The organism is Brevibacillus sp. DP1.3A (genome assembly GCF_013284245.2).
GTDB lineage: Bacteria > Bacillota > Bacilli > Brevibacillales > Brevibacillaceae > Brevibacillus.
Window position 1 is genome coordinate 2,028,477 of the sequence record NZ_CP085876.1, and the last position, 17,754, is coordinate 2,046,230.

General features: G+C 48.9%; 17 protein-coding genes. 15 read left to right on the forward strand and 2 right to left on the reverse strand.

Features of this window, described 5'->3' with window-relative positions; all coding sequences use genetic code 11:
* The first annotated feature begins 52 nt into the window (after positions 1 to 52).
* From HP399_RS09365 to HP399_RS09390, 6 genes are all read left to right on the forward strand, one after another.
* Positions 53 to 829 carry an inositol monophosphatase family protein gene (locus HP399_RS09365; protein ID WP_173618579.1) on the forward strand — a complete coding sequence of 259 codons (777 nt, stop codon included), beginning with the start codon at positions 53 to 55 and terminating at the stop codon, positions 827 to 829.
* A 145-nt stretch (positions 830 to 974) separates the two neighbouring features.
* Positions 975 to 1,421: a hypothetical protein gene (locus tag HP399_RS09370; RefSeq protein ID WP_173618578.1), complete on the forward strand. Its 447-nt coding sequence runs from the start codon at positions 975 to 977 to the stop codon at positions 1,419 to 1,421.
* 11 nt (positions 1,422 to 1,432) lie between these two features.
* The gene (locus HP399_RS09375; protein WP_173618577.1) at positions 1,433 to 1,690 is read left to right on the forward strand and encodes a hypothetical protein; all 258 of its coding nucleotides are present in this window, start codon (positions 1,433 to 1,435) and stop codon (positions 1,688 to 1,690) included.
* A gap of 10 nt (positions 1,691 to 1,700) precedes the next feature.
* Positions 1,701 to 2,942 carry a glutathionylspermidine synthase family protein gene (locus HP399_RS09380; protein WP_173618576.1) on the forward strand — a complete coding sequence of 414 codons (1,242 nt, stop codon included), beginning with the start codon at positions 1,701 to 1,703 and terminating at the stop codon, positions 2,940 to 2,942.
* A gap of 21 nt (positions 2,943 to 2,963) precedes the next feature.
* Positions 2,964 to 3,401 carry a DUF350 domain-containing protein gene (locus HP399_RS09385; RefSeq protein WP_017250553.1) on the forward strand — a complete coding sequence of 146 codons (438 nt, stop codon included), beginning with the start codon at positions 2,964 to 2,966 and terminating at the stop codon, positions 3,399 to 3,401.
* Between the two features lie 147 nt (positions 3,402 to 3,548).
* Positions 3,549 to 4,316 carry a potassium channel family protein gene (locus tag HP399_RS09390; protein ID WP_173618575.1) on the forward strand — a complete coding sequence of 256 codons (768 nt, stop codon included), beginning with the start codon at positions 3,549 to 3,551 and terminating at the stop codon, positions 4,314 to 4,316.
* A gap of 44 nt (positions 4,317 to 4,360) precedes the next feature.
* Here the strand turns inward: HP399_RS09390 and HP399_RS09395 are convergent, their stop codons facing one another.
* A complete protein-coding gene (locus HP399_RS09395) occupies positions 4,361 to 5,242 on the reverse strand; it encodes a LysR family transcriptional regulator (RefSeq protein ID WP_173618574.1) in 882 nt (293 codons plus the stop codon).
* A 147-nt stretch (positions 5,243 to 5,389) separates the two neighbouring features.
* On the opposite strand from HP399_RS09395, the gene HP399_RS09400 reads away from it, so the two are divergent.
* The 8 genes from HP399_RS09400 to cysC all read left to right on the forward strand — a co-directional run bounded on the left by HP399_RS09400 (position 5,390) and on the right by cysC (position 13,133).
* Positions 5,390 to 6,148 carry an arylamine N-acetyltransferase family protein gene (locus HP399_RS09400; protein WP_173618573.1) on the forward strand — a complete coding sequence of 253 codons (759 nt, stop codon included), beginning with the start codon at positions 5,390 to 5,392 and terminating at the stop codon, positions 6,146 to 6,148.
* Between the two features lie 177 nt (positions 6,149 to 6,325).
* Positions 6,326 to 7,138, forward strand: coding sequence for a sirohydrochlorin chelatase (locus HP399_RS09405; RefSeq protein ID WP_173618572.1), 813 nt, complete (start codon positions 6,326 to 6,328; stop codon positions 7,136 to 7,138).
* Positions 7,104 to 8,720, forward strand: a complete 1,617-nt coding sequence (locus HP399_RS09410; RefSeq protein ID WP_173618571.1) for a nitrite/sulfite reductase — start codon at positions 7,104 to 7,106, stop codon at positions 8,718 to 8,720. The genes HP399_RS09405 and HP399_RS09410 overlap by 35 nt, the downstream gene beginning before the upstream one ends.
* Positions 8,721 to 8,757: 37 nt before the next feature.
* Positions 8,758 to 8,997 carry a DUF3906 family protein gene (locus HP399_RS09415; RefSeq protein WP_173618570.1) on the forward strand — a complete coding sequence of 80 codons (240 nt, stop codon included), beginning with the start codon at positions 8,758 to 8,760 and terminating at the stop codon, positions 8,995 to 8,997.
* Positions 8,998 to 9,054: 57 nt separating this feature from the next.
* Positions 9,055 to 10,575 carry a uroporphyrinogen-III C-methyltransferase gene (cobA, locus tag HP399_RS09420; RefSeq protein WP_173618569.1) on the forward strand — a complete coding sequence of 507 codons (1,521 nt, stop codon included), beginning with the start codon at positions 9,055 to 9,057 and terminating at the stop codon, positions 10,573 to 10,575.
* A 15-nt stretch (positions 10,576 to 10,590) separates the two neighbouring features.
* A complete protein-coding gene (locus HP399_RS09425; protein ID WP_228088486.1) occupies positions 10,591 to 11,307 on the forward strand; it encodes a phosphoadenylyl-sulfate reductase in 717 nt (238 codons plus the stop codon).
* A gap of 41 nt (positions 11,308 to 11,348) precedes the next feature.
* The gene (sat, locus tag HP399_RS09430; protein WP_173618568.1) at positions 11,349 to 12,488 is read left to right on the forward strand and encodes a sulfate adenylyltransferase; all 1,140 of its coding nucleotides are present in this window, start codon (positions 11,349 to 11,351) and stop codon (positions 12,486 to 12,488) included.
* A 39-nt stretch (positions 12,489 to 12,527) separates the two neighbouring features.
* Entirely contained in the window at positions 12,528 to 13,133 is a 606-nt protein-coding gene (gene cysC / locus HP399_RS09435; protein ID WP_173618567.1) for an adenylyl-sulfate kinase, read from the forward strand.
* Between the two features lie 63 nt (positions 13,134 to 13,196).
* Here cysC and HP399_RS09440 read toward each other — a convergent pair whose 3' ends face one another.
* Entirely contained in the window at positions 13,197 to 14,471 is a 1,275-nt protein-coding gene (locus HP399_RS09440) for a hypothetical protein (RefSeq protein WP_173618566.1), read from the reverse strand.
* Between the two features lie 170 nt (positions 14,472 to 14,641).
* Between HP399_RS09440 and HP399_RS09445 the strand changes: the two genes are divergently transcribed.
* Positions 14,642 to 17,659: a DNA translocase FtsK gene (locus HP399_RS09445; protein WP_173618845.1), complete on the forward strand. Its 3,018-nt coding sequence runs from the start codon at positions 14,642 to 14,644 to the stop codon at positions 17,657 to 17,659.
* The last annotated feature ends 95 nt before the right edge of the window (positions 17,660 to 17,754 follow it).

Genomic DNA, 17,754 nt, shown 5'->3' on the forward strand with positions numbered 1-17,754 from the left:
AGTATAAGTGCAAGTGGAAGGTTGTTCAAAAGAGAAAAAGGAGCGAAATGACATGATCGAAATTGCAAAAGAAGCAGCAAGTGTCGCGGGTGCGTTTTTGAAGGAACGTTTTCTGGAACAGCTCGTGCCCGATGAGGAATTGCATAACGACGTGAAGCTGCCAGAGGATAAAGGCAGTGAACAGCGCATCATTGAGGTGCTGCATCGCCACTTCCCGACACATACCATTTTTTCTGAAGAGGTCGGAATGGTTTCCCGCGAGGAAGAGTATCTGTGGATTATCGATCCTTTAGATGGAACGAATAACTATTTTATTGGCTATCCGTATTTTTCGATCTCGATTGCGTTGCAGCACAAGGGCGAGTTGGTGCTGGGCGTCGTTTACAATCCGGTAGCGGGTCAAATGTTTTGGGCGGAAAAAGGAAAAGGAGCCTATTTGAACGGAAAACGATTGACCGTCAATAACCGCCAAGACCTCACACGTGCAGTTGGTACGTATATCCGTGGCCGCGACACGGTAACGAAGGAAGAAGAGATGACGTTTACGGAACCGTTTGTATTCCAGACCAAGCGTCTCATGCGAAATATTGCGCCTGCACTGGACTGGTGCTTGTTGGCAAACGGATGGCTCGATTATATCGTGATGCAACGATCCAATATTATGGATGTGGCCGCCGGAATTGTTATCGCTCAGGAGGCGGGTGCAACGATTACAGACTGGTCTGGAAAACCGTATCAGCATGAGCCATTCCAACAAGATCACACTCCTTCATTAGTGGCGAGTAACGGACATTTGCATGAAACGATCCGCGGTATGATTCGACAGTAACAGGAACAAAAGAAGTAGGACTTATGTAGTGGTTTATGGCTCTGCTGGATTTCTTTTCATTTATTGGCAACCAAATGTTTCGGCGCACGTATAAAATTGTTGCGAATGATTTGCTATTCTGTGATAGGTAAAAGAGGTGAGAAAAATGGCACGAATGGAATATCGGCTGCTAGATGAGGAGAGGGGATACCCTGTTCAGTTTTACTACGACAACGTGAACAAAGATGAGGTCTCCTTGCGTTTCGCTTGCGATTATTTGGTGAAGGGGCATGTCGTTTATGAAAAGACGTCCTGTGCAATCGAAAACGGCACGTATGTCATTTACGTCAAGCGCTCAACAGAAGAGCAAGCTGTCGATTACGCGGAGGCTGTGACTGCACGCTGGGGCAGCATCCAGATCGAAATGCGTGAATATCAAGAAAATGCACGCGTTTATCCTCATGTACACACGTTTTATTTCAAGGACGATGACGATGCTCTCTTGCATTTGCAAAGCGATTATTTGTACGTGAATGGACGCGAATGGGAGAAGACATCGGCCGAGGTGGATGAAGATCGGCAGGTTTATGTTTACTACGCGAAGCCAGTGTAGGAGGAAGAAAAATGGCACAAACGAAATCGAAGAAAGTAGTCGGTCTGTTCGTCGCAGCTGCACTTGCGATCAGCGGTTGTTCTTCCGAGGACGACTATGATGATTGCTACGATAACGACAATGACGGCTATTGTGACGATAGCAGTAGCAGTGGGGGTTCGAGCTCTACTTACAGGTCTTACAAGAGCAAATCTGGAGTATCGAGTGGGATAAGCACGAGCAGCTCCAAGGGCGGTATCGGCAGCTCGGGCTATTCCAGCTCCGGGTGAGGTGAGGGAAGTGGAAGACCATAACCGACGAGAACGAGAGGCGCTGTATGGCCCGATGCGGGAAGAGGGCGTATTTACCTGGGATTGGATGTATGGTGAAGAATATGCGCTTTATGATATTCACCTGATCACTCCCGCCTTTCGAGAGGAAATCGCGATGGCAACCAAGCGGCTTGGGCAAATCTTTACCAAGGTCGTTCCGGTATTGCAGCGTGCAGAGGACTCCCTGTTGTTGGAACTAGGAGTGCCAAAGCAGGCTTTGCAGGCAGTGAGGATCGTCGTTTCCCAAACAGTGCCGACTGTGATTGGACGCTTTGATTTTGCCCAGACGACAGAAGGATTGAAGATGCTTGAGTGTAACAGCGATACCCCTACAGGAATCGTCGAGGCTTTTTATGTGAACGGTCGTGCTTGTCGCCATTTCCTACGGGAAGACCCGAATGAAGGGATGGAGCGGCAGTTGCGTTCAGCGTTCAGCAAGGTGGTCGACGCGTATCGGGTGCAAGGCTATGATACGAATTCTGTCTGGTTTAGCTCACTCGACTGGCATGAAGAAGATAAGGGAACGACATTGTACTTACTGAACCAATCGGGTCTGTCTGCTCGGTTTGCCGCTTTGGAGGATTTGCGTGTTTGGCAAGACCGTCTCTATGTAAAGGAGAATGAGGAGCTACTGCCAGTCGATGTGCTGTACCGTCTGCATGCTTTGGAAAAGCTGGCGGTAGAACAGGATGAAGATGGCTATCCGACTGGTGAGCATGTGCTTTCGTTGATTGCACAAAAAAAGCTGGCCATTATTAATCCCCCTTCTGCGTTTCTCATTCAGACGAAGGCTTTGCAGGCGCTCATCTGGAACTTACATGAGGCGAATGAGTTTTTTACAAAAGAGGAACACGCGATCATCGAAGCTTACATGCTGCCGACTTATTTTGAAAATCGGTTTGCAGGCAGGGAGGATTACGTCACGAAGCCGATTTTTGGGCGGGAAGGTGGCGGTGTCATGCTGTTTGCATCAGATGGTACGCTGCAAGAGAAGGATCAGGAAGAGTTTTACTGGGAGCAGCCGATGATTTATCAGAAACGGGTGGAGCTTCCACAGATAACGGTTCAGACGATGAAGGGAGCGTATGCTGGACGGCTGCTCTGGGGGTCCTTTTGGATCGGCACAGAGGCATCGGCCATTGTAGCCCGTGTCGGGGGACCGATTACAAACAACCTATCCTATTATTTGCCGGTCGGCATAGACAAGTAGCGAAAGGAGAGGACATTTTACATGTTGGGACAATTGGATTACGTATTGAATTTTTTGGCGTATTTGGCAGTAACCATTCCGATATTGGCTGTGGGAATTTTTGTGTTTACAATCACGACTCCTTACAAAGAATTTGATCTGATCAAGCAGGGGGCACAGACTGACGATCCGAAGAAAATGGCAGCGGCAAAAGCAGCCTCGCACGATTTGGGAGGTAAAATTATCGGTTTGGCAATCGTTCTCGCTTCGGCTGTATACCACTCCGTTAACTTGTGGGATTTGGTCATCTGGGGTATTGTAGGAATGGTATTTCAAGTCATTGTTTTTTATTTGTTCGAATGGGTCACACCATTTAAAGTCGTGTCTGAAATTCCGAACGGGAACGTAGCCGTCGGTATTTTCGCTTCGCGGTTGAGTATTGCAGCGGGCTTGTTGATGGCTGCGCTGATCAGCTACTAAGCATGGAAAGAGGCGTTCACCTTCGAAGTCTGGTGCTCGTGTAGGCTCTCTACATTTGGCTCCTCCCGCTTCAGGTTTTCGCCTCTTTTTCGATGCAGAACAGATCATATTTTGAACACGCACTTATGAGCACGGGGAGGAGTCTTTTTGTTCTGGCGCGTCATGTATGAGATTTTTATCATTATGCTAGTGATTACGTATGCGATCCTGTTGTTCGCAGACTTCTCTAATCATCCGCTGTTGACTGATGAACTAATGGACAAGGTAGACACTGGGCTGATCATCTTGCTGATTGTCGAGTATTTGTTCCGGTTATGGAGGGCGAAAGACAAGCGAAAATTCGTTTTTGCCAACTGGTTCGATCTGATCGCAATGATTCCATTGGACTCTTATTTGTATTTAGCCAGAATCATGCGCGTGCTTCGGCTGGTGCGCATCGTGCGTGCTTCGCCGTTTTTGTTGGGAATCATTCGATCAGGCCCGATGCGTCAAGTAGTTGGTGTCGTCACGATCATCATGCTGTGGAGTTCGACTGCTATTTATTTGCTCGAATACGGTGTAAACGAGAACATCAAAAGCTTCCCGGATGCGTTGTGGTGGTCGATTGTGACAACCACGACAGTCGGCTACGGTGATATTTCGCCCGTGACGGCGGGAGGAAGAATCATGGCGACGATCTTGATGATAACGGGGATCGGAATGCTAGGAGCTTTGACGGCGAATTTTGCTACGCATTGGACAGAGACACATGAAAGCAAAAGCCCGGATGAGAAAGATCGCTTGACCGAAGAGATCAAAAAGCAGGCGATCGCAAATATCCAACAGATCGAAAACTTGACCGAGCACGAGTATGAGACGCTCAAAGAAAGTATGGATTTGTTGTATCGTCGAACGAGGAAAAAGAGTGAGGAATAAGGGGAGAGCTGTCAGGTATTGGCCTGACAGCTTTTTTGTTGTGATTACTGTTTTGCTTGAGCGTAATGCTGTACAACAAATTCACGAAAGGTCTGTGCAGCAAGTGACAAGTAGTGCTTTTCATGCCAAACCAAATGAGGAGTCCATTGGCAAACAGGCTCCTCAATATGAAGGAGCGTAAGCGGTGGCAATTCCTTTTTGGCGGCGATTGGTAAAAATGCAACACCAAGGCCAGTGCGTACCAAGCCGCTGATGGCTGCAGGTTCGTCCCCTTCACATACGATATTGGGTAGAAAACCAGCCTCTCGACAGAAATCATCGGTGATTTCGCGGAAGCTGTAGCCCGGTTTTAGACTAATGAACGGATCATTTGCTACTTCACTGAGGTGGATACGCTGGCGGCCTGCGAGACGATGCGCACTTGGCACTGCCAGTACGATCTCTTCTGTCAATAAGGGCAGATTACAGATTCCCGGCCGATCAATCGAGGAAGTAGCGAGGCAAAAGTCGATTTCACCTTTTTCGAGCAGTTGAACCTTCAATTCGTCTGTAGTTGCTTGGGTGATGCGAAAGCTGATGTGAGGATATAAGGATAGAAAAGGTGCCAGTAATTCAGATACCCGATTCAAGGTTGTCGTAGCTAACAAAACACTTCCACGTTCCAATCCAGCTAGGTCTGAAATTTCGCGTTTCCCATCTTCTAATGCCCCAAGAGCGATATCCACCTTTTTGAGAAAAGCTTGTCCAAAAACATTCAAGCGGATTTGTCGCCCAATCCGATCAAATAAGGGGACTCCTAATTCTTCCTCCAAGCGAGCGATGGTAACACTTAAAGCTGGTTGGGCTATACGGAGTTCCTGTGCCGCTTTTGTCATATGTTCCGTACGGGCGACTGTCTGAAAGTACTTGAGTTGAAGTAATTCCATAGTACATTTCCACCTTATATTGATATATTCAGTGTTATTAATATGATAATGAATTATATATTTTTATTTATTGATGATCAACTTTATAATAAAAACGTAAACAGAAACATTATAAATGATTAAGTATAAAAAGAGGTGGATAATATCATGGATACACAAAAATATTTAGAACATATTGAGGCTGAAAAAAGAAGTGAGCTGAGTCTCGATTACTTGTCCCATCTCCAAAAACAGCATGTCCTCCATGTTCACTTTGAAAATCTTGATATTCTTGCAAAAAAACCTCTGTCTTTGCATGAAGAAGACCTATATCAAAAAATTGTCCATGCCAAAAAGGGTGGCGTGTGCTATGAGTTAAACGGAATATTTTATTTTCTGCTAAAAGAACTGGGATTTGCGCCTTATCTGATGGCAGGAACCGTCTATGTAGGAAATGGAGTCTGGGCTCTTGAGAACGCTCATTTATTCAACATCATATCGCTAGATAACGAGGAATACTTGGTGGATGTAGGCATGGGCGGTAATTCGCCACGGCTTCCTGTTCCAATGAGTGGCGGTGAAGTTGTTGATAGTGATGGAATTTACCGCGTATATAAGGATGAAACCCAATCCCTTTACTATTTGCAAAAGAAGACTGATGAGGAGTGGGAAACTCAATATCGATTTGAGACACCTTCCCATAAATGGAATTTTGAGAACATCCATCCCATTTGTGTCCTAACGGAAACATCTCCTGAATCCATGTTCAATAAGATGTATTTCCTTTCGAGAGTGACGGAAAATGGGCGTATCACCCTGTTGGGAAACACGTTGATTATCGTCGACGGCAAAGAGAAAACAAAACAAAAACTGGAAGAACACGAGATTGAGGAAACGGTTCGTCGCTACTTTCACTTCTCCATTTGATGAGAGGAGCCATAATTTAAGAAGATACGATTAGAAACAACAGCCATCCGCGAAATCGGGTGGCTGTTGTTTTTACCATTCAAAAGATTTTGTTATTGACGGAGCAATCCATCCCAATTATAATTCCGAGTAAATATATATGAATTACAAAATAAGTTTGGATAAGGGGATTATCCGATGGCGAAAACGGCGGTTTTGGTAATTGCTCACGGTTCACCCGATCCTGACTGGTTGGCATTGGTGGAATCAGCCGTTTGGCAGTGCCGCACTGATTTGCCAATTCGGGTAGCTTACTTGGGAGGAGTGGAAGGACGAAGCATCAGCGATGAAGTGAAACGTCTGGAAGCATCAGGAGCGACAACAATTGTCGTCGTTCCGCTATTCGCTACAGCAGGAAGCAATCACGTAGGGGAAATCCGCGCGATGCTTGGACTAGACCCATGGCCGACAGGGGAGACAGAGCTGATTCGTGTTCCGGTTCAGGCAAGAATTCTCTGGTGTCCGCCATTGGAGGATCACGGAAACGTCGAGCAGATCGTGGCAGAGCGAATCGCAAGTCTATCACGCTTGCCTAGTCAGGAGGCTTTGTTGCTCGTCGGGCACGGCAGTGACTTGCCTGGATGTCATGAGCGCTGGGAAAAGCTGCTCTTGCGTCTGACATTCCGCTTGCAAAACCGCTACCAATTTGCCGCTGCCGGATATGCGACACTGAGGCCCGATACACTGTACGATCAAGCTTGTTCACTGGCACAAAAAGGGGACGTCCTCGTGCTTCCTCTGTTCGTCAGCCAGGGCTACTTCACGCGACAAGCAATCCCGAAACGGCTTGCGGGCTTGGCTTATTGCTATGAGGGCAGTGCGTACTTGCCCCACCCACTGATTGCGGACTGGATGAGCCAATCGATTCGAATGGCATTGGTAACTGACATCTTCACACAAAGGAGCATGTACGAGCATGGCAGAGAGAAAGCAGTGGAAGTGGGCTGCTGATCCATCCCTCAACAAAATGGAGTTTACGAAGCTGGAAAAAGACGGACTGGATGTCATCGAAGCAATCGTAAACATCTATTCCAAAGAAGGCTTCGCATCGATTGAATCTTCTGATATGGATCGATTTAAATGGGCAGGCGTTTATCAGCAGCGACCAAAGGACGGCCACTTCATGATGCGCGTGCGCATACCTGGAGGCATTTTGAACAGTGAACAAGCTCGGGTGCTCGCCAACATCGCGGAAGATTATGGACGTGATCTGGTGGATGTGACCACACGTCAGGCCGTGCAATTTCACTGGCTCACGGTAGAATCGCTCGCTGACATTTTTGATCGGCTCGCATCAGCGGGACTATCCTCTTTTGAAGCATGTGGAGACTGCCCGCGGCAAATCATGGGGAACCCACTGGCAGGAATTGATCCGCATGAAGTGCTAGATACGCGTCCCATTGTAGCGGAGTTGGAAAAATTTTTCTTGCTCAATCGTGATTTCTCCAATCTGCCACGCAAGTATAAAATATCGGTTTCTGCTAATATCCATAACGCCGCGCATGCGCAAATCAACGACCTGGCTTTCACTCCGGCCAAAAAAGCCATGGCTGGCGAGGAAGTAATCGGCTTTCATGTATGGGTAGGTGGCGGCTTGTCAGCGAAGCCATACTTGGCGAAGCAACTGGATGTGTTCGTGCGACCAGAAGAAGTCGTCAAAGTAGCGGCAGGAGTTACGACTCTGTTCCGCGATTTCGGCTACCGTCAAAAACGTACGCATGCACGTCTTAAGTTCTTGGTCGCTGACTGGGGACCGGAAAAGTTCAAGGAGCAATTAATGGAGCTGGTTGGCGAGCTTGAGCCGGGTGGTATCGATTTAACCTCGGGCTGGAATGGTGGATATTTTTACGGCATTCACGAGCAGCGCCAAGCAGGACTATATTACGCAGGCTTGTCTGTTCCCGTTGGACGGATGAATGCAGGGGAGCTAAATGAACTTGCCCGTCTGGCAGACGAATATGGAGATGGAACGATTGGCACCTGTAACACGCAAAATGTCCTGATACGCAACATTCCCGAAGCGAAGGTCGCAGCTTTCCGCAATGAGCCGATGATTGTGAAGCGTTTCAAATTGCAGCCCAATACGTTTGTCGGGTATGCCGTATCGTGCACAGGTACGGAATATTGCAATCTGGCTATCGTGGAAACCAAGGAGCGGATGCGTTCGCTGGCTCACTATTTGGATGATACGGTCGTTCTCGAAACGCCGCTGCGCATTCATATGATTGGTTGCCCGAATTCTTGCGGTCAGCGACAAATTGCGGATATCGGCCTGCAAGGCGCATTGGTCAAGACATCGAACGGGATGGTAGAGGCGTTTGACATCTACGTAGGTGGGACACTGGAGGAGCCGCAATTCAACCGCAAGCTCAACGCGCGGATTACTGTGGACAGACTCGGTCCGTTCCTTGCCCAATTGATCACGCTGTACAAGGCAGATCGTCAGGAAGGCGAACCATACTGGCGCTACGTAGAGCGGGTAGGACTTTCCCATATCCAAGCACAGGTTGACGCCATTCTGCAACCAGCGTAATGCTTGTGCGGGTATAGCCAGGTTAGGGGGACATGTCATGGGAGAGGAAAAAGCAGAGAGCTACCTTTACAAGCTGGAAGCCGTGCTAGAGAAAGGGCGGTTACTGACAGTTGTGGTGATCGCCCAAACGGATGAGCGAGCCTTTTCTTCAGCCGAGAACAATCTCTTGCGGCATACGATAGCGCCGCCTCATATCAAAGAGTTGAGCCTGGTGGAAAAGAAGCCGCTCGGACGCCAAGGAGTCGGGTACGTCGTGGAAACCTCCACGTTTGCTTAAATACAGCCACGACTCTTCCTGTGAAGGAACAAAGCAGCAAGGAGGACGGATTTCGTAATGAGCACAGGCAGAGTTGTTTTTGTCGGAGCAGGGCCTGGTGACCCAAAGCTGCTGACGATTCGCGGCATGGAGTCGCTTCGTCTAGCGGATGTGATTGTGTACGATCGCCTAGCAAGCCCGCAGCTTCTCTCGTACGCAAAAAAGGGAGCCACCCTCATCTATTGCGGGAAAGAGGCCGATCATCATACATTGCCGCAAGAGGAGATCAACCTTCTGCTCATCCGGGAAGCTCAAAAAGGGAAATACGTCGTTCGACTGAAAGGCGGAGATCCGAGCATGTTCGGGCGGGTAGGAGAGGAAGCGCAGATGTGTCGCGACCATTCTATTCCGTTTGAAATCGTCCCAGGGATTACTTCCGGGATGGCGGCTCCGCTCTATGCGGGTATTCCGCTGACGCATCGTGACTACAACTCTTCCGTCGCTTTTGTCACCGGTCACTTTTGTGAAAAAAATGCGGGAAAGGAACCAGACTGGGCTGCCCTCGCTTCGATGGAAACATTGGTCATCTACATGGGTGTGAAAAATCTGCCTCGCATCAGGGAGCGCCTTCTTGCGCATGGAAAAGACGCTCATACGCCCGTTGCTCTCGTGCGCTGGGGGACGGTGAGAGAGCAGGAGACGTTGATCGGCAAGCTTGGAACGATAGATAAGGAAGTCGAGCAGGCTCGTTTTGCTGCACCCGCTATCATTATCGTAGGTGAGGTTGTCCGCCTGCGGGAATCACTGAATTGGTACGAATCACGCCCCTTGTTCGGACAGCGAGTAGCCGTTGCAAGAAGAGCAAGCGATGAAGGAAGTAGCGAGCTCGTGATTGCCTTGGAGCAGTTGGGCGCCGAAGTCATGCCGATTCCTTTGATCGAACGCTGCGCGTTTGACACACCATTGACCGAGCTTGCCGCTTATCGTTGGCTCGTCTTCGAGGATGAGCAGCAAGTATCCTTTTTTACTTCTGCCTTGCGACAACAGCGCTATGATGTACGACGCTTGACGAGCAAACTGGCTGTTTGTGGACAACGGCCTTCCAAGGCTTTCGAGAAATGGGGGATATATCCGGACTTGGTGCTGGATGATAACACATCACTGCCGGCATTGCCCGACCTGCTTGCCTTGGAAAAAGAAGAGCAGGTGCTATACGTAGGGGCAAGGAAGCCACAACGAATCTCGCTGGATCACGGTAAGGTGATTCAAGTGATCCAAGCGGGCACGGTGGAATGGGATGAGAAGCACCTCGGTGCGAAAGAGGTAGGATTGTCATTTGACTGGCTAGCGACGGATGACGCCCATGCGCTGTCAGCTCTGGCGCAATTCGCTGGCGATGCTTGGTCAAAGACACCGATCGTATGTGTCGGTAAGGAAACAGCAGATGCAGCGAGAGAAATGGGCTGGCAATCCGTGAGCAGCCATGCAGATAACGCAATCCATGTAAATGAGCTCATGGCGTGGCGCGACGATGCCAAGCGTGGGCAGAGGCTTGTCTTGTCGACGACTGGTTCGCAGGAAGGATCGTACGCTGAATGATCAAGGAGGGGGCACATGAGCCAGCTGAATTATGCGTCAGCTACAGAGGAACAACTCGCTTCCATCAATAATAGTCTCGCAAAGGGCGACACCATAGATGTAATCAAATGGGCCTACAAAACGTTTTCAGATGATTTGATTTATTCTTGTAGCTTTGGGGCCGAGGCCATGGTGCTGCTCGATATGATCAGCGATGTGAAAAAGGATGCCAAGGTCACTTTTTTGGATACCAATCTCCACTTTTCCGAGACGTACAGCTTGATTGAGCAGGTGAGAGTAAGGTATCCCGCATTGCGGATAACGGTCAAGCAGCCGGACATCACGCTGGCACAGCAGGCAGACCTCCATGGCGAAGAATTGTGGAGCAGGCAGCCGGATATGTGCTGCCATATCCGCAAAGTACAGCCGATGGAAAATGTGCTGACCGGAGCGGTTGCATGGATGTCAGGACTACGCAGAGAGCAGTCTGCCACGAGAGCGGATGTCGAGTTTGTTAATCGCGATGAAAAATTCCAGTCACTAAAAATTTGCCCGCTCATTCATTGGAAGTCGGAGGAAGTATGGCAGTACATTCGGGCATTTGAATTGCCGTACAACCCCCTTCACGACCAGAGCTATCCGAGCATCGGCTGTGCTCCTTGTACTCGTTCTGTAAAAGAGGGCGAGGATTCGAGAGCAGGGCGCTGGGCGCAAGCAGGGAAAACGGAATGTGGCCTACATCTCGCAAGGTAACGAGAAAGAGAAGAACAAACCAAGGATAGGAGGGCTTTTGTATGAGAGGGAAACCTCGCGGGGGAGAGCTAGTAAACCGTTTTGATCCACAGGCAGACCTGTCGGTGACTACGCATGAGGTAGAGATAGATGCATTTGCACTCGCAGATCTGGAGTTAATCGGGATTGGGGGCTACAGTCCGCTTGAGGGGTTTTTGAATCGGGCGGATTATATTTCTGTCGTAGAGCAGATGCGACTGGCAGATGGTACCGTTTGGAGCATTCCGATCACGCTTCCGGTCTCGACCACTGTCGCAGGAGCCTTGCAGATCGGAGACAAGGTGCGGTTGAGCCATCAAGGTTCGGTCTATGGCATTCTTGCGATCACCGATATTTATTCACCTGACAAGGAGCGAGAAGCTCGGCTCGTCTATGGTACCGATGATACGAATCATCCTGGGGTGAAAAAGCTGCTGGAGCGTCCCGCCGTTTATTTGGCTGGCCCAATTACGTTGGTAAAGCGCACCGAAAAAGGTCGCTTTGCCCGCTATCATTTCGATCCGGCACAAACGAGAGAAAGATTTGCCGAGAAGGGCTGGAAAACGATTGTTGGCTTTCAGACACGCAACCCAGTCCACCGCGCGCATGAATACATCCAGAAATCAGCTCTCGAAATCGTCGACGGTCTCTTTTTGAATCCTCTCGTGGGCGAAACGAAGGCAGATGACATCCCTGCTGATGTGCGGATGAACAGTTATCAGGTATTGCTGGAAAAATACTATCCGGCTACCCGGGTAGAGTTGGCCGTGTTCCCGGCTGCCATGCGTTACGCGGGACCGAGGGAAGCGATTTTTCACGCATTGGTGAGGAAGAATTACGGCTGCACTCATTTTATTGTAGGCCGGGACCACGCGGGTGTTGGCAACTACTACGGGACGTACGATGCCCAGCATATTTTCCGCCAGTTCCAGCCAGAAGAGCTAAGGATTACGCCGTTATTTTTCGAGAACAGCTTTTATTGCATGAGCTGCGAAAACATGGCCTCTACCAAAACATGCCCGCATGATAGTGAGCACCATGTCGCGCTGTCCGGGACAAAGGTGAGGGAAATGCTGGCGCGCGGGGAGGCTCCGCCACCTCAATTTAGCCGTCCTGAGGTTGCGCAGGTATTGATCGAAGGGCTGCGACCGGTGTCCGTATAATCGGCTAGACGAAAGCAGTTGTAAGAGAGGGGAGAGACGATGAGTAGAGAGGGCACCGCGAATATCGTATGGCATCCGACGACTGTAACCAAACAAGACCGTCAGAAGCGTGCAGGCCACAAAAGCTGCGTCTTATGGTTTACGGGGCTGTCTGGTGCTGGCAAATCGACGTTGGCCAATGCAGTCGAACACGAACTGCATCAAAGAGGGCTAGCCAGTTACGTACTGGATGGTGACAATATACGTCACGGCTTAAACCGCGGACTGGGGTTTGGGACAGAGGATAGACGGGAAAATATTCGCCGAATTGGCGAGGTCGCGAAGCTGTTCGTAGATGCAGGCGTGATTACCTTGACGGCATTTATCTCTCCCTATCGGGAAGACCGGGAGCTTGCACGTAATCTGGTAGAGGCGGGAGAATTCATCGAGGTATATGTAAAATGTTCATTGGATGAGTGTGAGCGCCGGGATGTGAAGGGCCTATACCAAAAAGCGAGAAGCGGAGAGATTGGTCAGTTTACGGGGATTTCAGCACCGTATGAAGCGCCTCTTCAAGCGGAACTGGTCATTGAGAGCGACAAGCAGACGATTGAAGAATCTGTCCAGATTGTCCTTACATATCTGGAAGAGCACCAAATTCTCTAGTTTTATGGATACGGAAAAAAGCACGACGCGAGAGGCGCCGTGCTTTCTTCGTGAGGAAAAATATTACTTCGTAGTGGTCGCTGCTTCTTCAGCTTCCAGATCCTCAGCCATTTCTTCCATCCATTTTTGTTGATCAACCATGCTTTCAGCGATTGGACGAACAAAGCCTTTGTCGCTAAAGCTGTTGATTGCTTTTTCATCTTTCACCAGCTGTTCTACAGTCAGACCAGCATCTTTTGCTGGGGCATTGAACTTGGTTGCTTTTCCGAAGTTGTATGCATATTGATCAGCAGCCAGACCGATTGTTACAGCTTGCTTCATTTCTGGAGCTTGGAAAGTTACGCTCAGATCGCTTGTTTGTTTCACAGGCATTTTGTTGCTGTCGATGTAGAAGTCGAGGTTCCAAGCGAGCTTGTGGAAGCCTTCTTTTTTCATTTCTTCTACGATTTTTTCAGGTGTGTATGTTTTACCTGTTTCATCCAGCCATTTTTTCGCTTCAGCCATGCTCTCGTTGATCATTGCTTCTGCATTTGCGCGCTTCTCAGCTTCTGTAGTTTTCGCGCCCATTTCCGGATACAGATCTTCTGTCATGGAAGTGGTCAGTACCATCATATCGATCGCAAAATCTTTCACATCTTTGCTAGCTACTGCATCGTTAGCTGTGAAGAAGAACATTTTCACCAGTTCTTTTGCGTCGATTTTTACAGTTACATGAGTCGCTTCTACTTTTTCACCGTTTGGCAATGTAACGGATTGTTTGCCATGGTTTTTCGCGTCTGTCAATGTATAGCCATATTTACTTACATACTTTTTAACAAAGTTGAAAGTAAGGTCGTTCATTTTGTCTTGGTAGTCTTTCAGCTTCGCAGCGTTAGCAGCATCGGAGCCGCCAAGCTCAGCCATGAAAGGATTGGATGCGCTCGAATCGATTACCAAGTATTTGCTGTCCAGCGGAGACTTCACGTAGACTTTATCTTCGTCAACGATCGTTTCCACAGATGCTTTTTTGTCACCTGTCCAGAGCTTGTTGTCGCGCAGGAGCTTGTCGTCTTTTACTTCTACTTCAAACTTCACAGTGTCCAGATCCAGCTGGGAGCCTTTTACTGTTACGCCTGCTTTCAAAGCAGACAACAACGCCGTACTTTCTTTGTCAGCCGTTTCTCCGAATGCTTCAGGCAATTTCTCAACGTCGCCTGTCAGCTTCAAGGAGCCTTCAAAATCATAGTTTGGCTTGTCAATGGTCGCTACGATAGAATCACGCACCAAGGATGCCTCGCCAGCACAACCGGTCAGCAATACTGTACCTGCTACCAGAAGGGCGCTTCCTTTTTTCCACATGATGTGTTCCTCCCCTATGTATATTATTTTTTTATTCCCCTCTTCTTCTACGCACAAATAGAGAAAAGGTTTCGCAAAAACGGAAAAAAATCACAATCCAGCTAATTCTGCCCCATTTTCGTGGTAAGATGAAGGGGAAAAGATGGTTAGTGAAGAAAGGGCGTTGCAACATGTGGTCGTGGCTTCAAAAGCTGATGAACTTTTTTCAGGGAGAAAGAGAAGAAGAAATAGAAGAAGCAGGTCGTCCAGCAGGTACCGGTAACCCAACAGGTAATCCCGCTCCCCGTCAGCCTCAGGCGAAAACAAAAAGTATATACCCAAAAGAACGGGTAAACAATCGAGATATAGAAGACAATGTGCGTGAAAGAAGAGAGCGTCAATTTCGTTTTCCAGTTGTCCCGGATAACTATTTGGAGAAGAAGCGTAATCATAGCGTAAATCCTGCCGAATCGAATGAACGCAGTCGCCAGCAGGCACCTCGTGAGCGATTCGAGCCCAAGCGTGAAACGGTGCGGCCAGCAAATGAACGTGTGCTGGAAACAAAGGCAGAGCCTGTTTTCGAGAAAAAGAAACCTGAACTTGTTAAGAACAACATTGAGATACCGCAGCGTCCAAACCGTACGCCACAAAAAGAAGCGGAAAAAGTAACGAGACCCGTTTATTCTACTGAGGAAAAGCGTGCCTACCAGCCGTCTGAAATCGTTTCCCCTGTTTATGGGAAGATAACCTCGGCGACGCGCGAGGCAGAGCATCGAATCCATACGACTGCGGGAATCATTTATCCGCGTCTGGAGCAAGAAGAGCATTTGCAGCAGATGAAGCAGTGGGAACAAGAGATAAGCGAGCGGTATTTTCCAGAGGAGCAAGAGACTGCTTCTTTTGAGCAAAATGAACCGCAGCATGTTGTTGTTGGAGATGAATCTGTACATAACGAAAGAGAAGAGACTGCTTCGGAGTCTGCTGTGGCAGAAGCTCTTGATTCAGAACGAGAGGTTGCTGCTTCCATACAAATGGAAGAGACGGTAGCAGAAGAAATAGAAGGACAAATGATGGATACGGAATCGCAAGCTACGGATCTGGAAGATTCTGATTCTGACTCTGATGCTTTTGAGCCAAAAGTCGAAGAGACTGTAGCTGAAGAGAATGAGGTAGAAGAGGCACAAACTGAAGAGATAGAACTTGCAGAATCAATGCCGAGTGAGAATTTCGAAGAGAAGGAATCGGAGTCTATTAGGCAACAAGAACCGACAGACTACTCTCAAACGATGGAAGAGCGACTAGCCGATGAGGAAGCAGAGCATAGACTGATCACTACACTCAGTGAGGTTGTGCAGGTAGAGAGCGAGAATGACGACGATAACGTGCAGTCTCCTTCTGTTGGGGAGGAATATAGAGAAGTCGAAACGGAGCTAGAGAGCGATGGTGTCGAAGAGCCTGCCTATACATCTGCTATCAGCAGATTGCTAGAAAGAGCAGAAGTAGATTCACCACAGGAGCTCAGTTCAGCAGATGTGGGTTCGGTTTCCGAAGTTACGCCAGAGCAAACAGAACCAACTGAGCCTGTATCCATTGCTCAACCGATTGTAGAACCAATTATGGAACCGATTGTTGAACCAGTTGCAGAAACTGTTGCAGAATCCGTAGCAGTCCCTGTCCCTGCTACATCCGCTGCACAGCCCGTAAACCTGTCTCAGGTATCCATGACGAAGCAGCCTGCGTCAGCTCCAGTAAAAGACTCGTCCAATGAAGCTGACCAAGGAGCAGAGTCAGCACAGCCGCCATACGCCTTGCCGGATTTGGGACTGCTGAATCCGAGCCCACCGGTCAGTGATGACGACGATGAGCATACTCAAATTCAAAAGCTGTTATTGGAAGAGACGCTCGCGAATTTCAATGTCAGTGCTCAGGTAGTAGGGATTGTCAAAGGCCCATCCGTGACACGCTTTGAGTTGCAACCGGCTCCCGGCGTAAAAGTGAACAAGATTACGGGATTGGTTGACGATATCAAGTTGAATTTGGCTGCCAAAGATATTCGCATCGAGGCACCGATTCCAGGACGCAATGCCATCGGAATCGAAGTCCCGAATATGTCCAGCCAGCCTGTATTAATCGAGAAGATTATCAGCTCAGACAAGTTTCAGGAGCATTCATCTCCTCTGGCGGTCGCACTCGGTATGGACATTGGTGGAGAGCCGATTATTGCGGATATTAAAAAGATGCCGCACGGTTTGATTGCCGGCTCGACAGGCTCGGGTAAAAGTGTCTGCATTAACTCTATCATCGTCAGTCTGCTGTACAAGGCGACTCCTGAGCAGGTGCGATTGCTCTTGATCGATCCGAAAATGGTAGAGCTCGCCCCTTACAATCATTTGCCGCATCTGGTTACGCCTGTCGTGACGGAGGCCAAGCAGGCAACGGCTTCTCTCAAGTGGGCCGTGGAAGAAATGGAGAAGCGCTATACGCTATTCGTAGAGGCGGGTGTTCGCGATATTGACCGCTACAATCAGACGACAGATGATCAGCTGCCTTATATCGTGATCGTCATTGATGAGTTGGCTGACTTGATGATGGTCTCGCCGCAAGATGTGGAGGATTGCATTATCCGGATCGCTCAGAAGGCACGTGCTTGCGGTATTCATTTGCTCTTGGCGACACAGCGCCCATCTGTGGATGTCATTACCGGAAACATCAAGGCAAACGTACCGACTCGTCTTGCTTTTGCTGTGTTCTCCCAAGTTGACTCGCGTACGATTCTCGATCAATCTGGGGCAGAACGACTGTTGGGGAGAGGGGACATGCTGTTCCTTGAGAGCGGCACGACTCCGGTTCGTCTGCAAGGGAACTTCGTTTCGGATGACGAGATCGAGCGAATCACGCACATGATCAAAAAGCAAAGAAAGCCTGCGTACATTTTCAGCAAAGAAGATTTGGATCAGCAGGTTGCATCGTTTGACAGCGGAGATGACCCGTTGTATCTGGAAGCACTCGTGTTCGTGGCTGATCAGGGACAAGCTTCTGCATCTGGATTGCAACGCCGTTTCCGCGTCGGATATAACCGTGCTGCCCGTCTCATCGAAATGATGGAGGCAGATGGGTACGTCGCAGGACAAAGCGGCGGTAAGGCTCGCGCTGTCCTTATTTCCAAGGAGGACGCACAAGCCGTAGTAGAGGGATCGACACTCCTGTAAAAACGAGGGTCTTGCATGGAGCAAGGCCCTTTCTACACGGACGAGTTGCCTAAATATTCAGTAAGGTAGTATGCTATAGGATAGATGTGAGATGG